Below are 24,845 nucleotides of genomic sequence, written 5' to 3'. Positions count from 1 at the left end.
ACACGAATCGGGCCGTCTCCCAAGGGAGTACGGCCCGATTACGTACCGGGTCTTTACAGCGGGATCAGGTGGTGCTTGCGCGGGTAGCGCACCATCTTCTTGTCCTGCAACATCTTCAGCGCCCGGCGCAACTCCAGCCGGGTGGCCGAGGGCTCGATCACCGCGTCGAGATAACCGCGCTCGGCCGCCAGCCAGGGCGTGGCCACCGTGGCGTTGTAGAAGTCGATCATCTGCTTGCGCATGCCCTCGCGCTGCTCCTCGGGCAGGGCCTCGATCTGCCGCCCGCCCATCAGGCTGACCGCGCTCTCCGCGCCCATCACCGCGATGCGCGCGGTCGGCCAGGCCAGGTACACGTCCGAGCCGAGCGCCTTGGAACCCATGACCGCCCAGCCGCCGCCGTAGGCCTTGCGCACCACCACGGTGAGCTTCGGCACCGAGGCCGCCGTATAGGCGAACAGGAACCGGCCGCCGCGCTTGATGACGCCGATCTTCTCCTGCTCGACACCCGGCATGAAGCCCGGCGTATCGACCACGAGCACCAGCGGAATCTCGAACGCGTCGCACACCCGGATGAAATGCGCGGCCTTGTCCGAGGCGGCCGCGTCCAGCGCGCCCGCGTAGTGCATGGGCTGATTCGCGACCACGCCGACCGGACGGCCGTCCACCCGGGCGAAGCCGGTGATGACGTTCTGCGCGACCTGGCCGCCGATTTCGTGGAAACCGCCGTCGTCGAAGATCCGCAGCAGCACCTCGTGCATGTCGTACCCGGCGTTGTCGGAATCCGGGACGAGGGTGTCCAGCTCGCGATCCGAGGCCGTACGTTCCGGCTCCAGACCGGGATTCACCACCGGCGGCAGCTCCACACAGCTCGACGGCAGGAAGCCCAGGTAATCCCGCACCCACGCGAACGCGGCCTGCTCGTCCTTGGCCACATGATGGATGTTGCCGTACCCGGCCTGGCTGCGCGCGCCGCCGAGCTCCTCGATGCTCACGTCCTCGCCGGTGACCTCGCGGATCACCTTCGGGCCGGTGACGAACATGTGGGCTTCCTCGGTGGCGACCACCACGTCGGTGCAGATCGGCTGGTACACCGCGCCGCCGGCGCAGTTGCCCAGGATCAGCGAGACCATCGGCACATAGCCCGACAGCGGCTCCATCGCGGTGGCCAGCTGGCCGTACCAGTGCAGCGAGGTCACGGCCTCCTGCACGCGGGCGCCGCCGGAATCGTTGATACCGACCAGCGGGCAGCCGATCTTGGCCGCGAACTCCATGGTGGCCACGATCTTGCGGCCGAACATCTCGCCGACCGACCCGCCGTAGACGGTCTGATCATGGGAGAAGACCGCGACCGGGCGACCCTCCACCAGGCCGTGACCGGTGACGACGCCATCGCTGTAGAGGGCGTTCTTGTCGTTCGGATTGCGCACGAGCGCACCGATTTCCACGAAGGAGCCCGGATCCAGCAGCATGCCGATCCGATCGCGGGCGCTGGGAATTCCCTTCTTCGCCCGCTTGGCCACCCCCGCCTCGCCCGTCGGCTCCTGCGCAAGCTCTAAACGCTTGCGCAGATCCGCGAGCTTTTCGGCAGTAGTGCTCACTGCGCTCCCTTCGCCTCGATCTCAGCGAGTTTCGCGGAGAGGTCGGCACCGATCTTGCCAATACGGGGCTCGTCGACGATTTGCAGGTGGTCGCCGGGGATGTGCACGACTTCGAGGTTCGGGATGAATTCGTCCCAGCCGCCGTCCGGGAGCCGATCGGCGAAGCGGGGCTCCAGCTCGATGGCGCCGTCGTGATAGCGATCAGCCAGGTAGAGGACCACGTCGCCGTCGTAGCGACGCGGCTGAACCTTCTGCAGCTCACGGTTTTCCAGCCACGAGGTGCGCTGGTGTTCCAGCACGCCGCCGGGGATCTTGGCACCGCTGAGCTTGACCAGGTCGCCGATCATCTTGAACTGGTCCTCGTCGCTGGCCGCGGCCAGTTCTTCGAGCTGCTCGCGATCCAGTTCGTGCGGCACGTTGTAGGTCTTCTTGGCGAAGGCCTGGTAGCGCTCGATGCGGCGCACCCGCTCCTCCGGACTGTTGTCCTCGGGCAGCACCGTGCGGGCCAGGTCGATCAGGCCGATTGCGCGAACGTCGGCGCCTTCTTCCCGGAGCAGCTGCCCGACCTGCAGCGCGAGCACCGCGCCCAGTGACCAGCCGTACAGCACGTACGGGCCCTCGCCCTGGATCTTGCGCAGTTCCGGCAGGTACTGGCGCGCCCGCTCCTCGATGGAGCCCTCGACGCGCTCGAAGCCGTACATCGGAGTGTCGGCCGGGATGCGCTTCAGCAGCGGTTCGTAGACCAGCGTGTTGCCACCCGCCGGATGGAACACGAAGACCGGCACCGCGTTCGAGCCCTCGGCGCGGGCGCGCAGCGGACGAATGAACCCGTCCACGTCGGCGCCGCTGTCCTGCAGGTTGCGCACGATCTCGGCGAGCGCCTCGATCGTCTCGGAGTCGAGCACATCATCGACGGTGATCTCAGCGCCCACGCGTTCGGTGAGGCGGGCGGCCATCTTCTCGGCGCGCTCCTCATCGAGAATCGGCAGGGTATTGAAAATTCCGCCCGCGGACTTGCCGGTGATTACCGCCCACGTCGCGTAGACCAACCGCTCGGCCGCGTCACGCGGCGGAACATCGTCCTCGCTGACATCGTCATAGGCGACCCCGCCACCGAAGACCGGCTCCTCCGCCGCCGGCGCGGCGACCTTGGCCGGCTCGGTCGCGACCACGGCGTCGGCGACCAGCGCACCCGCCGCGGTTTCGATCGCTTCCTTCTTCGCCTCGACCGGCTCCGCTTCCGCCGCGGCGGCTTTCGCGATGGCGGCCGGGTCCTCGCCCGCCTCCATCGCGGCGCGCGCCTGGTTCACGAAGTCGGCGTCGATGCTCACCTCTTCGCCGGCGGCCTGCCGCTCGGCGATCGCGGCGACCTCGTCGCGGTGGTCGATGGCGTAGCGCAGCACCTTGCCGACCTCGGTCAGGTTGGCGTCGCGCACGGCCTGGATCTGCAGCTGCGGGATGTCGAATTCGTATTCGACGCGGTTCTTGATGCGCATCGCCATCAGCGAGTCGAGGCCGAGCTCCATCAGCGGGATCTCCATCGGGAGGTCCTCGACCGCGTAACCCATGGACTCGGCGACGATCAGCGCGAGCCGGTCTTCGAGCTGCTGGTTGCCGTTCGGATCCCAGCGGTCACCGAAGGTTTCGACCGCCGCGACCTCCGCGCCGGCCGCCGGGGCCTGCGCGACCGCCGGCACCGCGACGGGTTCCGGCAGCGCCGCGCCCGAGGTGACCACACCGTCGAAGAGCAGCGTGAAGGACTTGCCGTCCTTGGCGTGCACCTGCGCCGCCGCGCCACCCGGGTAGGGGGTGAGCGTCGTGGTGAGCGTGCCGGTCGCCGGAACGGCGGCGTAGGCGTAGGACGCACCCGCCTGGACTTCCGAAAGCACCTGCGCCGCAGCGGCTGTCACCAGCGCGCCGAGGTCGGTGACGGAACCGGCCTGCACCTCCCACACGTGGCGGCCGTCCGGCAGCGACACGTGCGCGCCGGGCACCTTGGCGTTGCCGCCGCCGGTGCTGAGCGCCTTGCCCTTGAGCCAGAATTCCTTGCGCACGAACGTGGTTCGCGGAATATCGGCGTACGGACCGGCGGGCAGCAGCGAGGACAGGTCCACGCGGTGCCCGTTGACGTAGAGCTGGGCCAGCGCCGCGATCACGGCCGCCGACTCGTCTTCCTTGCGCTTGAGGGTGGGGATCAGCGCCGCGTTGGGCAGGCCCGCCGCGAACGTGGTGCCCATGACCTGCATGAGCGCAACGGAATTCGGGGCCAGCTCGAGGAAGGTGGTGATACCGCTGTCCACCGCCGCGCGCACGGCGTTGGTGAAGTACACCGAGCCACGCATATTGGTGACCCAGTACTCCTCGTTGTGCACCGGCGGGTGGCCCGCCTTGTAGACGGCGCTCTTGTGCGCGGTCGAGTACAGATCGACCTTCAGTGCGGTGGGCTCGATGCCGGCCAGCTCCGCGGCCAATTCACCGAGCAGCACGTCCATCTGGGAGGTGTGACCCGCGCCGCGGGTCTGCAGCACGCGGGCGAACTTGCCCTGCTCCTCGACCTTGGCGACGATCGCGTGCACCTGATCCGGCGGACCGCCGATCACCGTGTTGGTCGGCGCGGCGAACACCGCGAGCTCGATGTCGGGGAAGTCCGGCAGCATCGCCTCGACGTCCTCGGCGCTCAGCTCGACCAGGGCCATGTTGCGCACCTGGTCGTCGGTGATCATCTGCTCGCCCTCGGCCATCAGGCGGCCGCGCGAAACGATGACGCGCACAGCGTCTTCCAGCGGCAGACCGCCGGAGATGTAGGCGCCCGCGACCTCACCCTGGGAATGGCCGACCACACCGTCCGGCTCCGCGCCGTGCGCGCGCAGGATCGCGGCCAGGCCCGCCTGGATGGTGAAGGTGCCGACCTGACCGGTGCCGATGTCCCAATCCTGGGCATCGTCGAGCATCATCTCGCGCACCGAGTAGCCGGCCTCGTCGACGACGAGGGCGTCGATCTTGTCGACGGTCTCGCGGAAGACGCGGTTCTCGGTGTAGAGCTGCTTGCCCATCTTGCGGTGCTGCGCACCGAAACCGGCCATCACCCAGAGCGGGCCCTTGGCGGCGGGCGCGTCGACGGTGAAGACGCCGGTGCCCGGCTTGCCCGCGGCGATGGCGCGCAGACCGGCGACGGCTTCCTCGTGATCCTTGGCGATCACCACACCGCGCGAACGCCAGTGGCTGCGCTTGGCCAGCGACCGGGCCACGTCCGCCAGCGGCACGTCCTTGCCGTCGGACTCCAGCCAGTCGGCCAGTTCCTGGGCGGCGCGGCGGCGGCGCGAGGGCAGGTAACCCGAGACCGCCAGGATGACCGGCAGCGGCTCTTCGCGATCGGACCACTCCGGCTCCGGGACCGCCTCGGCGGCGATCGCGGTGGCCTCGGCCACCACATCGGTGCTGGTGACGTCGGTGTCGACGGCCTCGTCGAGCGCGGGTGCGGCAGGTGCGACCGGTGTCGGCACGTACTCCTGCAGCACGAGGTGGGCGTTGGTGCCGCCGAAACCGAACCCGGAGATGCCCACGGTCGCGGTGCCGCTGTAGCGCGGGAACTCGGTCGGCTGGTCGACCACCTTCAGGTGCGCCTGCTCGAACGGGATGTAGGGGTTCGGGCCCGCGTAGTTCAGGTTCGGCGCGATCACGTTGTGCTGCAGGCCCATTACGACCTTGACCAGGCTGGGGATGCCCGCGCCCGACTCCAGGTGGCCGAAGTTGGTCTTGGCCGAACCGAGCAGCGCCGGCTTGTCGGCCTCGCGGCCCCGGCCGATCACGCGACCGAGTGCCTCGGCCTCGATCGGGTCGCCGATCAGGGTTCCGGTGCCGTGCGCCTCGATGTAGTCGACGGTGGAGGGCTTGATGCCCGCGTCGCGGTACGCGCGGCGCAGCACCTCGGCCTGCGCGTCGGCGTTCGGCGCGAACAGGCCGTTGGAGCGGCCGTCGCTGTTCACCGCCGAGCCCTTGATGACGGCCAGGATGTTGTCGCCGTCGCGTTCGGCGTCGGCCAGGCGCTTGAGCACTACCAGGCCCGCGCCCTCGGAGCGGATCATGCCGTCTGCATCGGAGGAGAACGCCTTGATCCGGCCGTTCTTGGCGAAGGCGCCGTTCTTCTCGAAACCGAGCGACGCCGCCGGCGCCAGGATCATGTTGACGCCGCCGGCCAGCGCCAGATCGGCGTCGCCGTCGCGCAGCGCGCGCACCGCCTGGTGCACCGCGACCAGCGTGGACGAGCACGCGGTGTCGACGGTGACCGAGGGGCCGCGGAAGTCGAAGAAGTAGGAGGTGCGATTGGCGATGATGCCGGTGGACGCGCCGAGCAGCGCGTACGCCTCCGCCGAGATCGGCACGTTCGGGTCGATGTCGCCGAGCCCGAGCGCGGCGATCAGCTGGAAATCCTGAGTGGAGGAGCCGACGAACACGCCGACCGGCTCACCCTTGAGGTCACTGGCCGGAATCCGGGCGTGCTCGAGCGCTTCCCAGGTCAGCTCCATCATCAGGCGCTGCTGCGGGTCGACGCGCTCCACCTCGATCGGCGACATGGCGAAGAACTCGGCGTCGAAGCCCTTGACCACGTCCTGGTCGAGATAGCCGCCGAGCGTGTTGGATTCCTCGACGATCTGCTTGACCGCCGGGTCCGCGGTGAACTCTTCCCAGCGGCCCTCGGGCAGTTCCCGGATGGCGTCGCCGCGGTTGATGAGGAAGTCCCAGCTCGACTCCGGCGTATCGCCGGCGCCGGGCAGCCGGGTGGACAGGCCGACGATGGCGATGTCGTGCGCCGCGCCCGGGGTGTACCCGGCATAGAACGCGTCGTCGGTCGACTCCTCGGGCAACTCCGGCACACCGTTGACGATCACCTCGGCCAGCGAGCCGATGGTCGGATGCTGGTAGACGACGGTCGCGTTGAGCACCACACCGGTCAGGTCCTCGATGTCGCCACCGAGCGCGAGCAGATCGCGTGAGGCCAGCCCGAATTCCTCCATCGGCCGGTCCACCGCGATGCTCTCCAGCGGTTGACCGTTCGCGTCGGAAACCCAGCGCCGCAACCACTCTCGCAGTTCCGCCACCGAGATGTCCGGGTTGGTCGCATCCTTGGCAGGAGCGGGAACCGCCTCGATGTCGGCGGCGTCGGTCGTCTGGGTGGGTGTGCCCTCGTTGTCAGCCATCAATTCCTCAAGCTACCTGTCTGCGTACCGGGCGCGCCGCGAATTGACGCCCGGTGGTTCGGTACCCCGCGCGTAGTCGCCCGGGCGTGATTACGAGCGACGTGCAAGCAGATTAGCGCCCGCGGGTGCAGCCGGTGCCGAGCATCACCCGCTAGCGACCACTCGCAGGTCGCCAGTGGGTGGGCTCGGCAGCCGGGCTCCTCCACGTCGGGCGCTCAGTCCGCTGAACTACTCGGCATCCGGTGCATCGGGGAAAGCCTGCTGCGTGTAACCGCCGCGCAGCGTGCCGCCCACATATTCCGCCTTGCACGCCCGCCGGGCGATCTTGCCGCTGGAGGTGCGCGGGATGGATCCGGCCGGCACCAGCAGCACGTCACGCACGGTGACGCCGTGCCGATGCGAGACCGCGGCGCGGACCGCGTCGGCGATCGGCAGCGGATCGGCCTTGCCGGCGCCGGGGCCGCGCTCGGCCACGATCACCAGCTGCTCGGAGGCGTCGTCGGCGTCGAACTTCAGGCCGGAATGGCTGCCCTGCTCGAAGACCTCGGACGGCAGCTGATTGGCCGGCACCGAGAACGCCGCCACGAAGCCCGGGCGCAAGGCGGTCGAGGCCTCCTGCGCCGAGAACTCGAGATCCTGCGGGTAGTGATTGCGGCCGTCGACGATGACCAGGTCCTTGACCCGGCCGGTGATGTAGAGCTCGCCTTCGAAGTAGACGCCGTAATCGCCGGTGCGCATCCAGTCCGCGTCGTCCGCGGCGCCCTCGGCGTGGCTGTCCTCGGGGATCCGCTTGCTGATTCTGTTCTGGAAGGTGGCGGCGGTCTCGTCCGGGCGCGCCCAGTAACCGATGCCCATGTTCTTGCCGTGCAACCAGATCTCGCCGACCTGGCCGTCGGGCTGCTCGTGGCCGCCGTCGCCGTCCACCGTGGCCGGATCGACGATCGCGGCCCACTGGGATAGCGCCACATAGCCGCAACTGACCTGGGCGATCGAGTTCTCGGTGCCCTGCTCGACCTTGACCATGCGGCCGGCGTTGAGCTCGTTGCGATCGACGTAGACGACCTTGGCCTCGTCCTCGGCCTTGGTGGCCGAGACGAACAGCGTGGCCTCGGCCATGCCGTAGCAGGGCTTGATGGCGGTCTTGGGTAGGCCGTAGGGGGCGAACGCCTCGTTGAACTTCTTCATCGAGGAGACCGTCACCGGCTCCGAACCGTTGATCAGGCCGAGCACGTTGGACAGGTCCAGCGACTCACCGGGCTTGGGCAGGCCGCGCGCGGCGGCGTGCTCGAACGCGAAATTGGGTGCGGCCGCGAAGGTTCCGGCGCCGTCGGAGACCGCGGCCAGTTCCTTGATCCAGCGGTAGGGCCGCCGCACGAACGCGCTCGGCGACATGATGGTGATGTACTTGCCGCCCACGGCGGGCAGGATCACCGTCAGCAGGCCCATGTCGTGGAACAGCGGCAGCCAGGTGACGCCGCGCGAGCTCCAGTCCAGGTTCAGCGCCTTGACCATCTGCAGCAGGTTGGTGCCGACGGCGGTGTGCGTGATCTCCACACCGGCCGGAACCCGGGTGGAACCCGAGGTGTACTGCAGGTAGGCGATGTCGTCGACCTTGATATCCGGGTAGACCCAGCTCTCGCCGACGCTGTCCGGGATGGCGTCCACCGCGATGATGCGCGGACGCTGTGCCGCGGGCAGCGCGCGGAAGAACTGGCGCACGCCGGCCGCCGACGAGCTGGCGGTCAGGATGGCCGACGGCGTGCAGTCGCCGAGCACGGCGTGCAGGCGGTCGGTGTGACCCGGCTCGTCCGGGTCGAACAGCGGCACCGAGATGCAGCCCGCATAGATCGCGGCGAAGAAGGAGATCACGTAGTCCAAGCCCTGCGGCGCCAGAATGGCGACCCGGTCACCGGGCTTGGTGACCTGCTGCAGACGGGCGGCCACCGCGCGCAGCCGAACACCGAACTCCTGCCACGTCAGCTCGTGTACCTCACCGTCGCGTTCCCGCGAATAATCGATGTAGCGGTACGCGAGCGTGTTCGCGTCATTGCGGGTGTGCTTCTCGACGTGATCGACCAGGGTCCGACCCTCGGGAATAATGATGTTCCCGACTTCGTCCAGGTAGTCGTCGAAAGTCTCTTCCATTCCTTCTTCTCCTCCGAGGCACACGCAGCAATACGGCAGCTTTGCCGCTGTTCACCTGTGAGGCCCCGACTCGCTATCGCCCCGCGGGTCGCTCCATGTGCATGAGCCAGCCTGCGATTCTTGTGCGGTCTGCGCGGTGACCGCATATCGGCTAGATGTACCCAAACCGCTGTTATGTTACAGAGGAGAGGCGTTCACTCGTCCCTCAGCAGGGGGATAACCGGAGCGAACGCGTCCATCTGGGTGGGGAACACCCCGACGTACGACATCGACGTGAGTTGTCGCACACGTTTGATCTGCTCCGCGATTTCCTCGAACGTCCCGATCGCCACATAGGGCGAGTTCAGGATCTCCTCGACCGTCAGTTCGACGTCCACCTCCAGGTCCGGGTGCAGGCCCCGGCCGATGGCCGTCAGAGCCATCTCCGCGGTCTTCTCCCGGTCGTCGGTAATGACGATGGCGGTGATCGCCCAGTTCAATTCGATCTCGTTGAACCGATCTCCGGCGGCCTCCTTGATCAGCTCGACCTTCTCCAGGGTCTTCTCCAGCGTGATGCCCGAGAGCAAGCCTTTGCCCTGCTTGGTGGTGACCGGCACGATCGAGACGATATCGGCGTGCTTGGCCGCCAGGCGCAGCATCTTCGGCCCGCCGCCGCCGGTGCAGATCGGCGGGCGCGGGCCCTGCCGCGGTCGCGGCGTGCCCTTGATGCCCTCGACCTGGTAGTACTTGCCGTCGAAGGTGCACTCCTGGCCGCGCAGCAGCACGTCCAGGATGGTCAGCGCCTCATCGAGTTTGGCCAGGCGGACGCCGGGGCTGTCGTAGGCCAGGCCGGCGGCGAGGAACTCGTCCTGCTTCCAGCCCGCGCCCAGGCCCACCTCGAGGCGGCCCTTGGACAGCACGTCGATGGTCGCCAGCTCCTTGGCCAGCACCACCGGATGACGGAAACCGTTGGCCAGCACCGAAGTTCCGAGACGAATCCGCTCGGTGGCCTGGCTCAGCGCGCCCAGCGCGGCGATCGGGCCGATCTGATCACCCAGGTGATCCGGGACGACGAAGGTGTCGAACCCGTACTCCTCGGCCTGTTGCGCCGTCTGGATGAACTTACGGGCCCCGCCCTCTTGCTTGTTCCCCTCACCTGCGGCTGCGAAGCGGAAGGGACGCAGTGGTGTGCCCAGCGCGGTCAGCTCACCGGCCGGTGCGGCGGCTTGTGTCATGAACTCATTGCTCCTGGCAGTTAGACGGCGTCTACGAACTTCAGCGCACTTTACAACGTGCCGACCGATCGCATTGCGAATGTCACAGCGGCACAGAGTGGGACACCACGCCCCACCGCTCTGGACTGTGCTTATTCACGATTGCCTCACGAATGCGGCGGGTGCGGAGCCTGGTTCACCAGGCCGGTGGCCCAGTTCACGGTCCACTGGGTCGCGGTCGCCCCGGTGGCCGGATCGACGACGTAACCGTTGTACAGACTGTGCACCGGATTACCCGCGGCCCGCACCAGCGTCATCGCGCTGGAGATGAAGTTGGCCGGGTTCAAGGCCTGCTTGGGGGAATCGCAGATCATGTCGCCGGGCGCGCAGATGGTGAAGGTGCGGTCGGCGATCGTGCCGAAACCTGGGCGCGCGCCGGTCATGGTGATGCCGGGGACCTTCAGGCCGCGCAGCGCGACCTCGGCGCCGACGCCGGGCGGATCGGTGCCGATCAAGGTCGCTTGACCCGCACCGGGCTCGCGGCGGCCGTCGGCGATCAGCGTCACGCCGAGCACACGCTCGGCCGCGACCGGGCCCTTGCCCTCGCCGATCCGGGCCGCGACATCACCCGCGATCACCGCGCCCTGCGAGAACCCCGCGATCACGTAATTGGTCAGCGGGCATTCCTTCTGGCGCTGCACCATGAAGTCGAGCGTGCGCTGCTCCCCCTCGGCGCGGCTGAGGTTGTAGGAGGTCTGCCCGTCCGGCGGGAACGCCACCGGATTGGAGAACTGCGCGACGTAGGGAACGGTGTAGACGTCGAGCCGGCTGTTCGGGAACTGCTGCTGCATCGGCTGGGAGATGTTGAGCATCAACGAGACCGGATTCGCCGACGGGTTGTACGGGTCATCGTTGCTGTTGGATTCCCAGGTGCCCGGAATCGAGATGAACTGCACGTCGGGGCAGCTCTCCGGTTGCGATTTCGGGGTTTCCTCCGGCGGCTTGGTCGGCCCCGGCGGCTTCCACCAGCCCGCGGCGATCGACCAGATCAGCAGGGCGATCGCCACCAGCACGGCGATGGCGACGAGGAATATCAGGCACCCCGCCGGTCGTCGAGACCGGCGGGGACTGGAACCTCGGCGCGCGTTCACTGGCAGTACGACGACTTAGCCGTGCTGATGTACTTCTTGCCCGCGTCCTCGACCGACATCTTGCTGGAGTCGAAGGTCGGATCCGAGCCGGCCATCGCGTTCACGAACGTGGTCAGGTCGGCTTCGCTGGCGCCCGCGGTGACGCCCTGGCAGACATAGGTGCCGATGCTCAGCGCGATATCCGGGCTGGACGGCGCGATGCCCTCGGCCTTGAGCGCGTCCAGGAACTTCTTGTCCTTGTCGGTCAGCTTCGAGGTGTCGGCGGGTGCGGCCGACTCGGTGGGCACCGGCTGCGGGCGCTCCAGCTCGGAGCTCGGGGCGGCCGGGGCCGAACTGGTGGTCTCCGTGCTGGACGGTGACTCCGCGGGCGCGGCCGAGGACGGCGCGGCGGCGGCGGATGTCGTGGTGTGGGTCAGCGTCGGCGTGCTCGACGCGGTCGAGTCGTTGCCGCCGCACGCGGCGAGCAGGCCGGAGGCAGCGATGGCCACGGCAACGCCGAGAACCTTTCCACGGGTCCGATGCATGAATTCGTATCCTCGATCTGTTCGCTGGGGGGCGGGTCGCCAACCAGGCTAGCGGGCGATCCTAAGGGCCGCCCGAGACGTGCGGCGGCCCTTCGATGTTTTACCCCGGCTCACAGACCTTGAATCTCGACCTTCCCGTTCTTCACCACAATCCGCCCGAGCTGGAAGTTCTGCTGCACGCCGCCGGGAATCTCGATCTCGTCCCCGGTCGGGAAGCCGAGCCGGCCGTTCTCGAAGCCGGCCGAGCGCCAAGCCTCGAAGATCGGGCCGGTCCGCACTGCCCACGCACCCGAGAGCGGACTCCAGTAGATGGCGCCGCCCTCGAACCGGCTGTAGCGGCCGAAGTCTTTCAGCGGCTGCTCCTCGCTCGCCGGGAAACCGAGCCAGCCGTTCTCGTAACCCATCTGCTTGTACTTGTCGAGCACCTGGCCCTGCACCCGGAACACGCCGGTCTTCGCGCTGTAGTAGATCGGGCCGCCCTCGAAGGCCTGCACCGCGCCGTCGCGACTGGGCGTCTTCTCCTCCGGCGCCAGCGGATAGCCGGACGGGCCGCGTTCGTAGCCCTGCTCGGCCCACTTCTGCAAGATCGCGCCGCGCACCATCTGCGCGCCGGTCTGCGGGGTCCAGTAGATCGAGCCGCGCTCGAAATCCTGCATCCGGCCGCGGCCGTCGGGCAGCCCGCGCTCACCGCTGATGGGCAGGCCGAGCGGGCCGGACGGACCGTTCGCCGCCTGGTAGCCACCGCCGATCATGCCGCCCACGGCGTGCGTGCCGCCGGCCGCGGAGTTGTAGGCCCGCCCGCCCAGGAAATCCTGCGCGGTGCCGCCGGGCACCTGGTATTCGGCGGTGCTGCAATTACCGAGCCAGGGTGCGTGCTGCACCAGCGCGGCCATCGCGCCGGCCGGGCTGCACTCGATCGCGCCGGTGTCGACGCCGAGCGCGGCGGCGGCCTGCGGCCAGGACTGGCGCAGCTCGAAATCCCAGTACGGCCACGAATGTGTGCCCGAGGGGCGGTAATTCACCTGCGCCGGGATCTGCAGCTTGCCCAGCTTGGTGACGAAGTTCTGCGAGGTGAGCCGGGACAGGATCTCCAGGCCCATGCCCGCGTAATTGGTGCTCACCCCCGGGATGCCACCGGCCTGATCGAACGGGCCGGTGCTGCCGGAGCCGCTGGAGATGTAGAGGCTGGTGCCCTTCAATTTGTCCGCCAGCGTGTACGGATCGTGGTTGTCCCATTCGTCGCTGGTGGGCGGTCCCCACATCGCGTTGGCGTCGAAACCGCCCGCGTCGCGCAGCGCGTACATGATCGCCTGCGGCATACCGAGTGTCGTGGTGGTCAGGAATCCGGAGTAGGAAGCCGCGTACTTCGCGAAGCCCGGATTGCGACCGGCCAGGAACATGGCGGCGGTGCCGCCCATGGACAGACCGGCCAGACCGCGCACGTCCGTCGCGCGCCACTCCTGCTCCAGCAGCGGCGGCAACTCCTTGGTCAGGAAGGTCTCCCACTTGTAGTTCTTGCCGTTGTTGGGCGCCACCCAGTCGGAGTAGAAGCTGGACTGGCCGCCGACCGGCAGCACCACGGTGACGTTCTTGTCCGCGAAGAACTCCGCGGCGCCCGCGTCCTTGGTCCAGCCGCTCTCGTCGTCGGTGGCACGCAGTCCGTCGAGCAGGAACAGGGTCGGGAACTTGGCGTCCTTGCGGGTGTTCCAGTCCCGGGGCAGCAGCAGCTGCACCTGGATCGGGGTGGCCATGGCCGCGGACTCCACCCACAGGGCGACGCGGCGGTCGTTGAGCCAGATCGCCTTCTGCACCCGGGGACCACCCGAGTGCGCGGCGGCCGGAGCCGGTTCCACGGTGGGGGCGACCACCGCGGGCACGGCTTCCACGGCCGGTGCGGGTTCCGCCGTCGGCGCGGGTTCCGCCGGTGCGGTGGTGGTCGGCGCGGCTTCGGCGGCCGGTCCGGGCGCCGCCGGGGCCGAGGGCACGGGCGGGCCGTAGATCGGCGCGTGCGCGGGAGTCGGTGCGAGTTCCGGGGCCGGAGCGGTGGGCTCGGACGGCGGGGGAACCGAAGGGGGCGCGGGTTCCGGCGCGGGTTCCGGCGTGGGCGCCGCGGCGGGCGCGGGAGCCGGTTCCGGATTCGGCGGCGCCGGTTCTGGATTCGGGGAGATCGCCGGCGCCGGTCTGGGCGCGGGCTCGAAGACCACGGGATCGGCCAGGGCGGCCGGCGCGAGGCCGGTGGCCAGCGGCAGCACCAGCGCCGTCGCGATCAGGGCCAGACCAACGCGTCTCGCTCCGTCACGCCGACCGTTTCGCCGCCATCTACCGCCGCTCTCAGCCCCTGTCATAGGTGTTTTGTACATCGCCGCAGGCCGAGAACCCGGGCGACGCGCTGATAGCGAGGGGACATAAAGCGACGCCGCCGCTTCCGGAAGGAAGCGGCGGCGTCGGCTTTTTACGTTGTGATCAGCTCACCAGGCGCCGGTGGCGTCCAGGATTCCCTTGCGGGAGTTGAAGAGCTGGCCTTCCCAGTACTTCCAGGAGTGGGTGCCACTGGCCGGGAAGTCGAAGAACGCCGGAATGCTCAGCGTCTTCAGGCGAGCCTGGAACGCGCGGGTGTTCACCAGCGACAGCGCTTCCAGGCCCATCGCGGTGCCGGTGTTGAAGACACCGACCGGCGAAGCCGGGCGATCGAACTGGCCCGGCAGGCCGCTGGCCGCCGAGATGTACATCGGCAGACCCTTGAGCTGCGGCGCGAACACGAACGGATCCATGCGCAGCCACGCCGGGCTCCACGGGGCAGCCATCGAGTCGACGTTGTAGCGGCCGGCATCGAGCATCGCGACGCGAATCGCCTCACGCATGCCCGGCGCCGAGATGTTCAGGTAGCCCGAGTAGGAAGCGGCGTACTTGAACTGATCGCGGTGGTAAGCCGCCATGGCCAGGGCGGCGGAACCACCCATGGACAGACCGGCGATCGCGTTGTTGGTCTTGGAAACACCGTAGTTGGCCAGGAAGTTCGGCAGTTCCTTGGATAGGAACGTCTCCCACTTGTAGGTGGTCTTCTGGCCGTTGGTGTTACTCGGGGAGACCCAGTCGGTGTAGAAGCTGGACTGACCACCGACCGGCATCACCAGGGTGATGTTGTCGTTCTTGAACTGCTCGATCGCGTTGGTCTCGAAAGACCAGGCGTTGCGATCATCCCGGGCCCGGAGGCCGTCGAGCAGGTACAGCGCGGCGCTACCGCCACGCGAGGCCCACTGGACCTGCACCTTGATCGGGCCCATGGCCGAGGGGACCATCAGCTCCTCGTAACCGCCGGCCGGAGCCCGCAGCACCGGAGCGGTGATGGGCGCGGCAACAGCGGTCGGAGCGGCCACACCAGCGGCGATCGGCAGCGCCAAGGTGGCGGCACCGACGGCCAGAATTCGATTACGCCAACCGCGAGGTTCGCTTCGCCGGCCCGGCTGAGTACTCTTCGGCGCGGCGGCCCTGCCGAAACGCATGAATTCTGCTCTCTTTCTGCTGTTGTGGCATCACACGAGACGCACGCCACATTCGAACCGGATCCCGACCTTCCGGCCCTACGGCGGCGCTACAACGATCTGGTCACACACTTGCGCTCGCAGGAGGATATTCGACCCCGGAATCCTTAGCAAGAGCGCAAGGCTGCTGCCGGATGATCTGGTGACGAAATCCACTGGAGCACAAACTGTGATCGTGCGGTGACAGTACCGCGTCGGCCGCGTGATGTCGTCCCCTGGGCCGGATTTTGTTATGCCGAGGCGTATTTCACAAAGAAAGCGCACCGCCCGGCACAGTGTGCCGGGCGGTGCTATCCGATCTTGCTATAACCGGGTCGATCAGCCGATATTCGCCGAGAGATCCGGCGCCATCCGCGCCGCCTCGTCGATCCAGTTGTGCCAGTTATGGATACCCGCGGGGTACGAATAGAAGGCGTTGCCGCCGCCGAGGGTATCCATACGCACCTGGAACGCCCTGGTATTGGCCAGGGCCAGGCCCTCGAGCGGCATACCCTGGATGACGTCGAGCGCGGAGTGGATATCGCCGTCCATCGGCAGCCCGCTGCCCGAGGCGATCCAGAGCCGGGTCCCGTTGGCAACCAGGTTGGGCGCGAACACGAACGGGTCCATCCGCAGCCAGCTGGGCCCCCAGGGCGGGGCCATGGAATCCACGTTGTAGCCGCCCGCGTCGATCATGCCGATCCGCAGCGCCTCGCGCATACCGGGAGCGGAGATGTTCAGGAAGCCCGACATCGAACCGGCGAAGCTGAATTGATCGGGGTGATAAGCGGCCAGGGTCAGCGCGGCACTGCCGCCCATGGACAGACCGAAGACGCCATTGCGATAAGAGTTGAATCCGAGACGCTCGTTCAGGGCATTCCGCAGATCCCTGGTCAGGAACGTTTCCCAGTCGTACCGATAGCTCTTACCGGGCCCAGTCGGGCCGCCGGAGCCAGAACTCGAGCCGACATCGCTGAACGAACTCGGCGCGTTCCAGTCGGCATAGAAGCTGGACATGCCGCCGACCGGCATGACCACGTTGATATTCCAATCGGCGAGCAGCGCGGGAACACCGGTTTCGATTTCCCAGCCGCTCAGAGTTTCCGGGGCGCGCATTCCGTCGAGGGCATAGACGACACGCTGGGTATTGCCGTCACGAGCGCGCAGCACACGGGTTTTGATCGGGCCCATCACGGGTGAATCCACCCAGAAGTCGAATGCCGCCGGATCGAACCCGGCTCTGGCAGTCGGCGCGTCGATCGTCATAGCGGCGCCCAGCGGGAACAGCAGCGCGGCAACGGCTGCCAGCGTCCCGAGTTCGAGCCGTCTACTCCAGATTGCTGAAGAGCTGGGTTTTCTCATCCAGCGGGCAATTCGCATTCGACTCGACCTCTCATTTCAGACGATCAGCCAGCAAATCTGAGGTGCACAACCCTTGAATGACTACATGTTGCTGGAAGTTGACCCGCGCTACAAGCACCGTGCGTAAACAGCCCTTGCGATTCGTTGCCGACGGTGTCGCGGAGGTGCCTGAAACGCCGAAACCGCCCGGTGCGCGAACGCACCGGGCGGTTTCGGAACTCTGGCCGGCTCAGCCGATATGCGCCGACATGTCCGGGATCATGCGGTTGGCCTCGGCCTCCCAGTTCGCCCAGTTGTGGATACCGGCGGACGGGAAGCTGTAGACCACGTTCTGGTAGCCCAGCGTCGCCATGCGCACCTGGAAGGCGCGAGTGTTGACCAGCGCCAAGGCTTCCAGCGGCATGCCCTGGATGACGTCCATCGGGTTGTTGATGTCGCCGGCCTGCGGCAGCGCGCTACCGGCGGCCACCCACAGGCGGGTGTTCTGGGCCTTCAGACGCGGCGCGAACACGAACGGGTCCATCCGCAGCCACGCGGGGCCCCACGGCGGCGCCATCGCGTCGATGTTGTAGCCGCCGGCGCTGATCATCGCGACGCGCAGCGCCTCGCGCATGCCCGGCGCCGAGATGTTCAGGTAGCCGGAGAACGAACCGGCGTAGTTGAACTGCTCCGGGTGGTAGGCCGACAGGGTCAGCGCCGCGGAGCCGCCCATGGACAGGCCGAACACGCCGTTGTTGACCGGGCTGAAGCCGAGGCGGTCGCGCAGCGCGTTCTTCAGGTTGTCGGTGAGGAAGGTTTCCCACTTGTAGGTGTTCGCCTTGCCCAGCGTCTCCTGCCAGCCCGAGGAGCCGGTCATCGACGAACCCGAGGAGGAGCCGGACGGGCCGGAGCCGGTGGCGATGCCCAGGAAGGTGCTCGGGCCGTTCCAGTCGGCGTAGAAGCTGGACGGGCCGCCGATCGGCATGACCACGTTGATGTTCGCGTTGGTCAGCGTGGCGGCGACGTTGGTCTCGATTTCCCAGCCGCTGAGGTCACCGCGGGCGCGCATACCGTCGAGCGCGTAGACCACGCGGTTGGTGTTGCCGTCGGCCGCGCGGAACACGCGGGACTTGATCGGGCCCATGCTGGAGTCGACCCAGAAGTCGAACCCGGTGGGGTTGAACGCGGCCTGCGCGGGGGCGACCCCGCCGGCGACGGACGCCCCTAGTGGCAGGACCACGGCCAGAGACACCAGCATCGACTTTTTCAGCCAAGAACCAGCTCTCCGGACTCTGAGAGGTCGCATATCTATTCGGGGCCTTTCCCTCATCGCGACCGGACCGGCCGCCTTCGACGATCAGCCCCGTCGGATCCTGCCCACGCAGAGTGGACGCCCCCGACGGGCGCACTTTCATCGAGCCTATCGCTCCATCGATGCCCTCGCGTTATCAAACCGATATGACTGAGGCGCACGCCACGTTTACAAAACGCTGTGACATGCGCCCCCGTCGGCTTATCGCGGCGGATCCGGATATGGATTGACCAGCCCGCAACGCTCGATCTCGTACTTCGGCACCCGATCGATCCGGTACTTGGCGAAGGTCAGCGAATGCAGCACGTTGTGCTTGAACCGCTCGAAGGTGAACGGATCCCGGTAGGAGATCAGCAGCGCCTCGGTGGCCGGGCAGGACAGCGCGGTGCGCGCCTGCGCGACCCACTTCTCGTCCAGGTACCACGGCATCCACGGCTTCACGTCGACCATGCCGGCCTCGACGATGACCCAGTCCGGGTACAGGCTCTTGTCGTGCCCGATCCGGCCGTCCACGAGACGATCGGTGTGCGCGGCCAGCGGATAGGCCAGGCCCATCTGGTCGATGACGCGCACGTCCAGCGGGACGTTCATGCTCGTCATGCCCAGGTTCAGGAAGAACACCGAGTGCTCGTAGCCGCCCTCGGGGATGGGCAGCGGCGGCGGCGCGACGTACCAGAAGGTGAACGACGGCGAGTTCAGCAGCACGCCGCCGTTGGGGCTGGCGGCGATGTCGTCGACCATGGCCCGGATGCGCGGGTAGTCGAGGTAGTCCTCGGCCCGGATCGGGTGATCGTGGCCGGTGTTGAGCACGTAGTAGATGCGCTCGTCGACGATGCCGGAGGACCGGATCGTGGTGCCGGACTTGATCGCGGTGGTGCCGGCGGCGAACAGCGCCCAGCCCATCGTGACGACCCACGCGAGCACGATGCCGGCCAGCGCCCAGGTGATCGGGCGGCCCCGCTCGGGCAGCGTGACCGGGATGACCGCGACCGGGAGCAGCAGCAGGAACAGCTGCGGCAGCAGCATGCGCCCGTGCATGAAGTCGCCGCCGACGCGCAGTGCGTAGACGGTGAGCAGCAGTCCGGCGAACAGCACCATGGCGACCACCGCGCCCGGCGAGCGCAGCCACTCGCGCACCCGCCGCACGGTCCAGCGCTGCCGTTCGCCCGGCTCGCGCCGCGCGAGGCCGGCGAGCACGCCGACGACCAGCAGCACCAGCAGCGGGATGTAGAGGTAGTACGGGCCGGCGAAATCCCAGAGGTAGGTGAAGCCCTGGCTCCACTTGGCGCCGCCCGCGTCCTTGGCGACCGCGGTGTTCGGGTAGGGCAGGCCGTAGTAGCCCATGCGCCAGATCTGGTAGCCCAGCGGCACCAGCCCGGCGACGGCGATGATGAAGCCGCGCACCAGGAACGGCCGCACCCGGGACTCCGGCATCGGCGCCAGGAAGATCATCAGCAGTGCCAGCGCGCCGACCAGCGTCATCTCCGGGCGGATCAGCGGCGCCAGCCCGGCCAGGAACACCAGGCCGAACAGCGCGGGCAGGCGCACCCGCGCGGCCTGCGCCCAGCGCATCATCAGCCACCAGAGCAGGCCGATCCAGCAGATCACCAGACCGCTCTCCAGGCCGGAGGTGGCGTAGTCGCGGGCCGGCGGCAGCGCGACATAGACCAGGACACCGGCCGGCAGCAGCAGCGCCGAGGTGGTGCCGCCCCAGAGCCGGGCCGAGCCGAGCATCGCGAAGACCACCGCGAGCACCGACATGGTCAGCGCGATGCCGAGCACCACGTATTCCAGGCGCGCCTGGGTCAGCCAGCTGAAGAACCAGACCAGGTAGGTCCAGGCCGTACTGGTGTTGGCTTCGACGCGTTCGCCCGCGTTGAACACCGGCCCGTTGCCCGCGATCAGGTTCCGGACGGTGCGCAGCACGATCAGGCCGTCGTCGGCGATCCAGCGCCGATTCCAGCCGCCGGCCGCGAAAAGCACGGCGGTGAGCGCGATCCCACCGACGAAGGTGGTGCGGGATAGCACAGCGAACCGCGAGGCGGAGCGCTCTTCACGCTCCGCCTCGTCTTCGATCCGATCCACTTCCGCGACCAGCATCTCGTCAGGTGAGATAGACAGCGACACCTACCGCTCCGATCAAAGCGATTGCGAGGACCTGCAATACGCGGTCCCCTAGTGCGATTTCTTCGGGTTCACCGGCCTCGCCGCCATCGACGTCGACCGCGTAACGCAGGACTGCGACAGTGAACGGCACCATCGAGATCGCGTACCAGATGGTGTCGTTCTTCTCGCCCTGTTGGAATGCCCACAGACCATAGAAGATCACCAGGGCGGTCGCCGACAGGGTCCAGACGAAGCGCAGATATGTGGGGGTGTAGTACTCCAGCGACTTGCGGATCTTGGCGCCGGTGCTCAGCGCGATCTGCAATTCGGCGTAGCGCTTGCCCGCCGCCATGAACAGCGAACCGAACGCCATGACCAGCAGGAACCACTGCGACAGATCGATGCCCGCCGCCGCGCCGCCGGCCACCGCGCGCAGCAGGAAGCCCGAGGACACGATGCAGATGTCGAGCACCGCCTGGTGCTTGAGGCCGAAGCAGTAGGCCAGCTGGATGCCGATGTACACCGACATCACGATGGCCAGATGCCAGGACGCCAAGAAGGACAGCAGGATCGAGCCGATCAGCAGCACCAGCGCCAGCGCGTAGGCCAGGTTCACCGGCACGATGCCGGCGGCGATCGGGCGGTAGCGCTTGGTCGGGTGCGCGCGGTCGGCTTCCACATCCATCGAGTCGTTGACCAGATAGATGCCCGAGGCCGCCATGCAGAACACCACGAACGCGATCGCGACGTTCCCGAGCACGCTGGCGTTGCCGACCACATCGGGGCCCGCGGCCAGCGGTGCGGCCAGCACCAGGACGTTCTTCACCCACTGACGCGGGCGCACCGCCTTGACGAGGCCGCCCGCCAAGGTCTTCGGAGGACCCTTGACGACCGCTTCGGCTAGATCCGTGCTGGTCGGCTCTTCACTCATCTCAGTCTTTCCCTGTGCGCTGGTCACGACTATCGAGTCTCTTTTCGGCGGCGAGCACTACGGCGGCGGACGCTGCGCCGAGCGCGGATCCGGCGAGCACGTCGGAGGGATAGTGCACTCCGAGCACCACTCGGGAGAGCAACATCGGCGGAACGATCACCGCTGGCAAGGGTAGCCCGGTCAGTCTGCCGAGCAACACCGCAGCCGCGGTCGTGGAGGTGGCGTGCGAGGACGGGAAGCTCAACTTGCTCGGCGTTCCCACATTGACCTGCACCGACGGGTCGTTCGGGCGGGGACGGCGGACCACCCGCTTGATCACGATGGACGCGGCGTGCGCGCCGACCGCGCCGACCGCGACCCCGGCCCACTGCCGCCGGCGCGGCTTGTCGACCAGCCAGCCCGCGGCCGCGATGCCGATCCAGCCGAGCGCGTGCTCACCGAAGTGCGACATGCCGCGGGCGGCGGACACCACGGCCGGGTTGGCGCCGATGGTGCCCTGCACCGCGTTCAGAATCGCGACCTCGGGGGGACGCTTGGCTCCCGTCGCCGAGTCCTGGACCCGGAATTCCTCGGGCAGTGCCTGCTCCGAGAAGCCCTGGCTCACCGCGTTCACTGCTGATCGCTCCCCTTCTCGATGCCGAATGCCTTTTCCCAGGCGGCGGTGCTGGTCAGTTCCGGATGCGCGGCACGATAGCGCTCCTGCATTTCCGGGAACCGGGCGGCCAGTTCCTTGCGCAGCCGCACGGCCTCCTTGAACAGGCCGCGCGCCTGGCGCGGATCGCGCTTGCGGTAGACCACGCCGCGGCCGTCGGCCGTCGTCACGGTGACGCCGTCGACCTGCGAGAGCAGGTACCAGCGCGCGTCCAGCGTCGGGACGTTCAGCTGCGGGGTCTGGTGATGCTCGGTGTGCGCGGGCTTGACGCTGTGCAGCACGCCCTTGGCCAGCCGGACCACCTTGGCGATCGGGTTGGCCGGCTCGCCGACCGCGCCGACGCCGAGATGGCTGGCCAGCGGCAGCTCGGTGGAGGACGGCAGGATCACCGCGTCCGGGTACTGCCTACGCAGTTCGTGCACCGCGCCCAGCGCGCTCGGCAGCAGCTGGAACAGCCGCTCCGGGCCCGCCAGGAAGTCCTTGATCGCCAGGTTCTGGATCGCGACCGTCGAATACTCCAGGCACAGCAGGTGCTTGAGCGTCGCCTTGACGGTGTTCACGACCATGCCGCGGCCGTTGCCCGGCAATTGCAGCGAGGCCACCACCAGGCGGTTGCGCAGGTGGAAGTAGGCCTGCCAGTCGATCGCGTCGTCCTTGTCGCTCCAGGCCATGTGCCACACCGCCGCGCCGGGCAGGGTGACGGTCGGGTAGCCGTGATCGCGCGCGCGCAAGCCGTATTCGACGTCGTCCCACTTCAGGAACAGCGGCAGCGGCTGACCGATCTCCTCGGCCACCTTGCGCGGGATGACACAGGTCCACCAGCCGTTGAAGTCGACGTCGATGCGCCGGTGCAGCAGCTTGGAGTTGTCGCGATCCTTGAGCGGGTACTTCGAGAAGTCGTGGTCGTACTCGACATTCGGCGCCGAGGACCACATGAAGACGCCGCGGTCCACGACCTCGCCCATGGAGTGCAGGTGCGAACGCTCCTGCAGGTTCAGCATCTGGCCGCCGACCAGCAGCGGGGACTTGGCGAAGCGGGAGAAGGCCAGCGCGCGCAGGATCGAATCGGGTTCGATCTCGATGTCGTCGTCCATGTAGACGATGAATTCGGCGTCGGAGTGCTTCAGCGCCTCGTACATCACCCGGCTGTAGCCGCCGGAACCGCCGAGGTTGGGCTGATCTCGGATGACCAGCCGGTCACCCAGGGCCGCGGCGGCTTCGGTGAAGCCGGGCTCGTCGACCACCTTGCGGTTGCCCTGGTCGGCCACGATCACAGCGCTGACGTGCTCCAGCACCAGCGGGTCCGAGCCCAGCGCGGCAAGGGTTTTCACCAGATCGGTGGGCCGGTTGAAGGTCGGCATGCCGCAGGCGATGGTGCCCGCGCCGGGCGCCTCGACCGGGGCGTACCAGCCGGCCGACAGCAGCGTGACCGCCGTGTCGGTGGTGATGTCGAACCAGAGCCAGCCGCCGTCCTCGAACGGGCCGAGGTCGGCCTCGAACTCCACGGTGGTGGAGTCGGTGCCGGGCGCGACCGCGAACTCGTTGCCCTGCACGTGGATTCGCGAGCCGTCCGCCTTGGAGCGGTATAGATCGACGCGCCCGTGCCCGGCCAGCTCCAGCCGCAGCACCACGGACTTCAGGATGCTCCAGCGCCGCCAGTAGCTGGCGGGCAGTGCGTTGAAGTAGGTGCAGAACGAGACTTCCGATTCCGCGCCGATGGAGAGCTCGGTGCGGGTGGAGGCGTGCGCGCGGCGCGCGTTGGTGGTCGATTCCTCCAGGTAGAGGGTGCGCACGTCGAGCGGTTCGCCCGGGCGCGGCAGAATTATCCGCTGCAGCAGCGAAATAGCGCGGGTCTCGGTCACTTCATCCACCATCGCCGGGGAACTCATGCGTTGTCCTCGAGCGTCGCACCGGATTCCAAATGCGGACGCAGCACGTTGTCGAACATGTTGAGCGCGCTACCGATCGCCATGTGCATGTCCAGGTACTGGTAGGTGCCCAGGCGGCCGCCGAAAAGCACCTTCTGCGAGGCGGTTTCGGCCTTGGCGCGCTCGCGGTAGGCGAGCAGCTTGGCCCGGTCCTCGGGGGTGTTGATCGGGTAGTACGGCTCGTCGCCGGTCTGGGCGAAGCGCGAGTACTCGCGCATGATCACCGTTTTGTCCTGCGGGTAGTCGCGTTCCGGATGGAAGTGCCGCGGCTCGATGATGCGGGTGTACGGCACGTCCGCGTCGTTGTAGTTCATCACCGAGGTGCCCTGGTAGTCACCGGTTTCCAGCACTTCGGTCTCGAAATCGATGGTGCGCCAGCCCAGTTCGCCCTCGGCGAAGTCGAAGTAGCGGTCCAGCGGGCCGGTGTAGACGACCGGGGCGTCCGGGTTCTGGGCGCGCAGTTCGTCACGCACGTCGAACCAGTCGGTGTCGACCCGCACCTCGATGAGGTCGGAGGCGGCCATGTTCTCCAGCCACTTGGTGTAGCCGTGCTTGGGCAGGCCCTCGTAGCTGTCGTTGAAGTAGCGGTTGTCGAAGGTGTAGCGCACCGGCAGGCGGGTGATGTTGCCGGCGGGCAGTTCCTTCGGGTCGGTCTGCCACTGCTTGGCGGTGTAGTCGCGCACGAACGCCTCGTAGAGCGGGCGGCCGATCAGCGAGATGGCCTTTTCCTCGAGGTTCTGCGCGTCCTTGGTCTCGACCTCGGCGGCCTGCTCGGCGATGAGCTTGCGGGCCTCCTCGGGAGTGAAGTAGCGGCCGAAGAACTGGGAGATCAGGCCCAGGCCCATCGGGAACTGGTAGGCCTGCCCCTTGTGCATCGCGAAGACGCGGTGGTTGTAGTTGGTGAACTCGGTGAACTGGGTGACGTAATCCCAGACCCGCTTGTTCGAGGTGTGGAACAGATGCGCACCGTAGACATGCACCTCGATTCCGGTTTCCGGTTCCGGCTCCGAATAGGCGTTGCCACCCAGATGGTGACGGCGGTCGAGGACCAGTACGCGTTTGCCGAGCTGTGTGGCTGCGCGTTCGGCGATGGTCAGGCCGAAAAAGCCCGAACCGACGACGATGAGGTCGAATGCGGAGTTTGAGGTACCGGGGGACGATGCGACGGTCACGGGAGCCCAGAGTATCGGACAAGCGCAAGCCGTCCGGGTGCAGTGTTGGGGTGCGCTGTTCTACGGCGGATTT

15 protein-coding genes are annotated in these 24,845 nt (G+C 67.7%); all 15 read right to left on the bottom strand.

All coding sequences use genetic code 11. The features are described 5' to 3' along the window. Positions 1-53 precede the first annotated feature (53 nt). The 15 genes from AB0H76_RS25210 to glf all read right to left on the bottom strand — a co-directional run bounded on the left by AB0H76_RS25210 (position 54) and on the right by glf (position 24,772). Entirely contained in the window at positions 54-1,598 is a 1,545-nt protein-coding gene (locus AB0H76_RS25210) for an acyl-CoA carboxylase subunit beta (protein ID WP_357328599.1), read from the bottom strand. Continuing rightward, positions 1,595-6,796 (bottom strand): polyketide synthase Pks13, encoded by a 5,202-nt coding sequence (gene pks13 / locus AB0H76_RS25205; RefSeq protein ID WP_357328596.1) that lies wholly within the window; start codon positions 6,794-6,796, stop codon positions 1,595-1,597. Before pks13 ends, AB0H76_RS25210 begins: the two co-directional genes overlap by 4 nt. A 228-nt stretch (positions 6,797-7,024) precedes the next feature. Beyond that, complete coding sequence (gene fadD32 / locus AB0H76_RS25200; protein WP_357328593.1) at positions 7,025-8,941, bottom strand: long-chain-fatty-acid--AMP ligase FadD32; 1,917 nt, start codon at positions 8,939-8,941, stop codon at positions 7,025-7,027. Between the two features lie 194 nt (positions 8,942-9,135). After that, positions 9,136-10,155 (bottom strand): LLM class F420-dependent oxidoreductase, encoded by a 1,020-nt coding sequence (locus AB0H76_RS25195; RefSeq protein ID WP_357328590.1) that lies wholly within the window; start codon positions 10,153-10,155, stop codon positions 9,136-9,138. 146 nt (positions 10,156-10,301) lie between these two features. Further along, positions 10,302-11,285: a cutinase family protein gene (locus tag AB0H76_RS25190; RefSeq protein WP_357328588.1), complete on the bottom strand. Its 984-nt coding sequence runs from the start codon at positions 11,283-11,285 to the stop codon at positions 10,302-10,304. Next, positions 11,282-11,809: a DUF732 domain-containing protein gene (locus AB0H76_RS25185; RefSeq protein ID WP_357328585.1), complete on the bottom strand. Its 528-nt coding sequence runs from the start codon at positions 11,807-11,809 to the stop codon at positions 11,282-11,284. The genes AB0H76_RS25190 and AB0H76_RS25185 overlap by 4 nt, the downstream gene beginning before the upstream one ends. 110 nt (positions 11,810-11,919) lie before the next feature. Continuing rightward, entirely contained in the window at positions 11,920-14,154 is a 2,235-nt protein-coding gene (locus AB0H76_RS25180) for an alpha/beta hydrolase-fold protein (RefSeq protein ID WP_357328582.1), read from the bottom strand. A 123-nt stretch (positions 14,155-14,277) separates the two neighbouring features. Then, positions 14,278-15,312: an alpha/beta hydrolase family protein gene (locus AB0H76_RS25175; RefSeq protein WP_357328580.1), complete on the bottom strand. Its 1,035-nt coding sequence runs from the start codon at positions 15,310-15,312 to the stop codon at positions 14,278-14,280. Positions 15,313-15,669: 357 nt separating this feature from the next. After that, positions 15,670-16,692, bottom strand: a complete 1,023-nt coding sequence (locus AB0H76_RS25170) for an alpha/beta hydrolase family protein (RefSeq protein ID WP_357328577.1) — start codon at positions 16,690-16,692, stop codon at positions 15,670-15,672. 229 nt (positions 16,693-16,921) lie between these two features. Next, positions 16,922-17,929 carry an alpha/beta hydrolase family protein gene (locus AB0H76_RS25165; protein WP_357328574.1) on the bottom strand — a complete coding sequence of 336 codons (1,008 nt, stop codon included), beginning with the start codon at positions 17,927-17,929 and terminating at the stop codon, positions 16,922-16,924. Between the two features lie 255 nt (positions 17,930-18,184). Next, positions 18,185-20,083, bottom strand: a complete 1,899-nt coding sequence (gene zomB / locus AB0H76_RS25160) for a flagellar motor control protein ZomB (protein ID WP_357329880.1) — start codon at positions 20,081-20,083, stop codon at positions 18,185-18,187. 4 nt (positions 20,084-20,087) lie between these two features. Beyond that, positions 20,088-21,020 (bottom strand): decaprenyl-phosphate phosphoribosyltransferase, encoded by a 933-nt coding sequence (locus AB0H76_RS25155; RefSeq protein ID WP_357328570.1) that lies wholly within the window; start codon positions 21,018-21,020, stop codon positions 20,088-20,090. 1 nt (position 21,021) lies between these two features. Then, positions 21,022-21,597 carry a phosphatase PAP2 family protein gene (locus tag AB0H76_RS25150; protein WP_357329878.1) on the bottom strand — a complete coding sequence of 192 codons (576 nt, stop codon included), beginning with the start codon at positions 21,595-21,597 and terminating at the stop codon, positions 21,022-21,024. A gap of 32 nt (positions 21,598-21,629) precedes the next feature. Next, the gene (locus tag AB0H76_RS25145; RefSeq protein ID WP_357328567.1) at positions 21,630-23,561 is read right to left on the bottom strand and encodes a glycosyltransferase; all 1,932 of its coding nucleotides are present in this window, start codon (positions 23,559-23,561) and stop codon (positions 21,630-21,632) included. Further along, positions 23,558-24,772, bottom strand: a complete 1,215-nt coding sequence (gene glf, locus AB0H76_RS25140) for a UDP-galactopyranose mutase (RefSeq protein ID WP_357328564.1) — start codon at positions 24,770-24,772, stop codon at positions 23,558-23,560. Before glf ends, AB0H76_RS25145 begins: the two co-directional genes overlap by 4 nt. Positions 24,773-24,845: the final 73 nt, after the last annotated feature.

Source organism: Nocardia sp. NPDC050712 (assembly GCF_040654295.1).
Lineage (GTDB): Bacteria > Actinomycetota > Actinomycetes > Mycobacteriales > Mycobacteriaceae > Nocardia.
This window is presented reverse-complemented; position numbering and strand designations above follow the sequence as displayed.

Excerpts from the sequence above, each read along its gene's own strand:
- AB0H76_RS25185 (WP_357328585.1), bottom strand. The coding sequence starts at position 11,809 with ATGCATCGGACCCGTGGAAAGGTTCTCGGCGTTGCCGTGGCCATCGCT.
- fadD32 (WP_357328593.1), bottom strand. The coding sequence starts at position 8,941 with ATGGAAGAGACTTTCGACGACTACCTGGACGAAGTCGGGAACATCATT.
- AB0H76_RS25145 (WP_357328567.1), bottom strand. The coding sequence starts at position 23,561 with ATGAGTTCCCCGGCGATGGTGGATGAAGTGACCGAGACCCGCGCTATT.
- zomB (WP_357329880.1), bottom strand. The coding sequence starts at position 20,083 with ATGCTGGTCGCGGAAGTGGATCGGATCGAAGACGAGGCGGAGCGTGAA.
- AB0H76_RS25155 (WP_357328570.1), bottom strand. The coding sequence starts at position 21,020 with ATGAGTGAAGAGCCGACCAGCACGGATCTAGCCGAAGCGGTCGTCAAG.
- AB0H76_RS25170 (WP_357328577.1), bottom strand. The coding sequence starts at position 16,692 with ATGAGAAAACCCAGCTCTTCAGCAATCTGGAGTAGACGGCTCGAACTC.
- AB0H76_RS25180 (WP_357328582.1), bottom strand. The coding sequence starts at position 14,154 with ATGACAGGGGCTGAGAGCGGCGGTAGATGGCGGCGAAACGGTCGGCGT.
- pks13 (WP_357328596.1), bottom strand. The coding sequence starts at position 6,796 with ATGGCTGACAACGAGGGCACACCCACCCAGACGACCGACGCCGCCGAC.
- AB0H76_RS25195 (WP_357328590.1), bottom strand. The coding sequence starts at position 10,155 with ATGACACAAGCCGCCGCACCGGCCGGTGAGCTGACCGCGCTGGGCACA.
- AB0H76_RS25175 (WP_357328580.1), bottom strand. The coding sequence starts at position 15,312 with ATGCGTTTCGGCAGGGCCGCCGCGCCGAAGAGTACTCAGCCGGGCCGG.
- AB0H76_RS25165 (WP_357328574.1), bottom strand. The coding sequence starts at position 17,929 with ATGCTGGTGTCTCTGGCCGTGGTCCTGCCACTAGGGGCGTCCGTCGCC.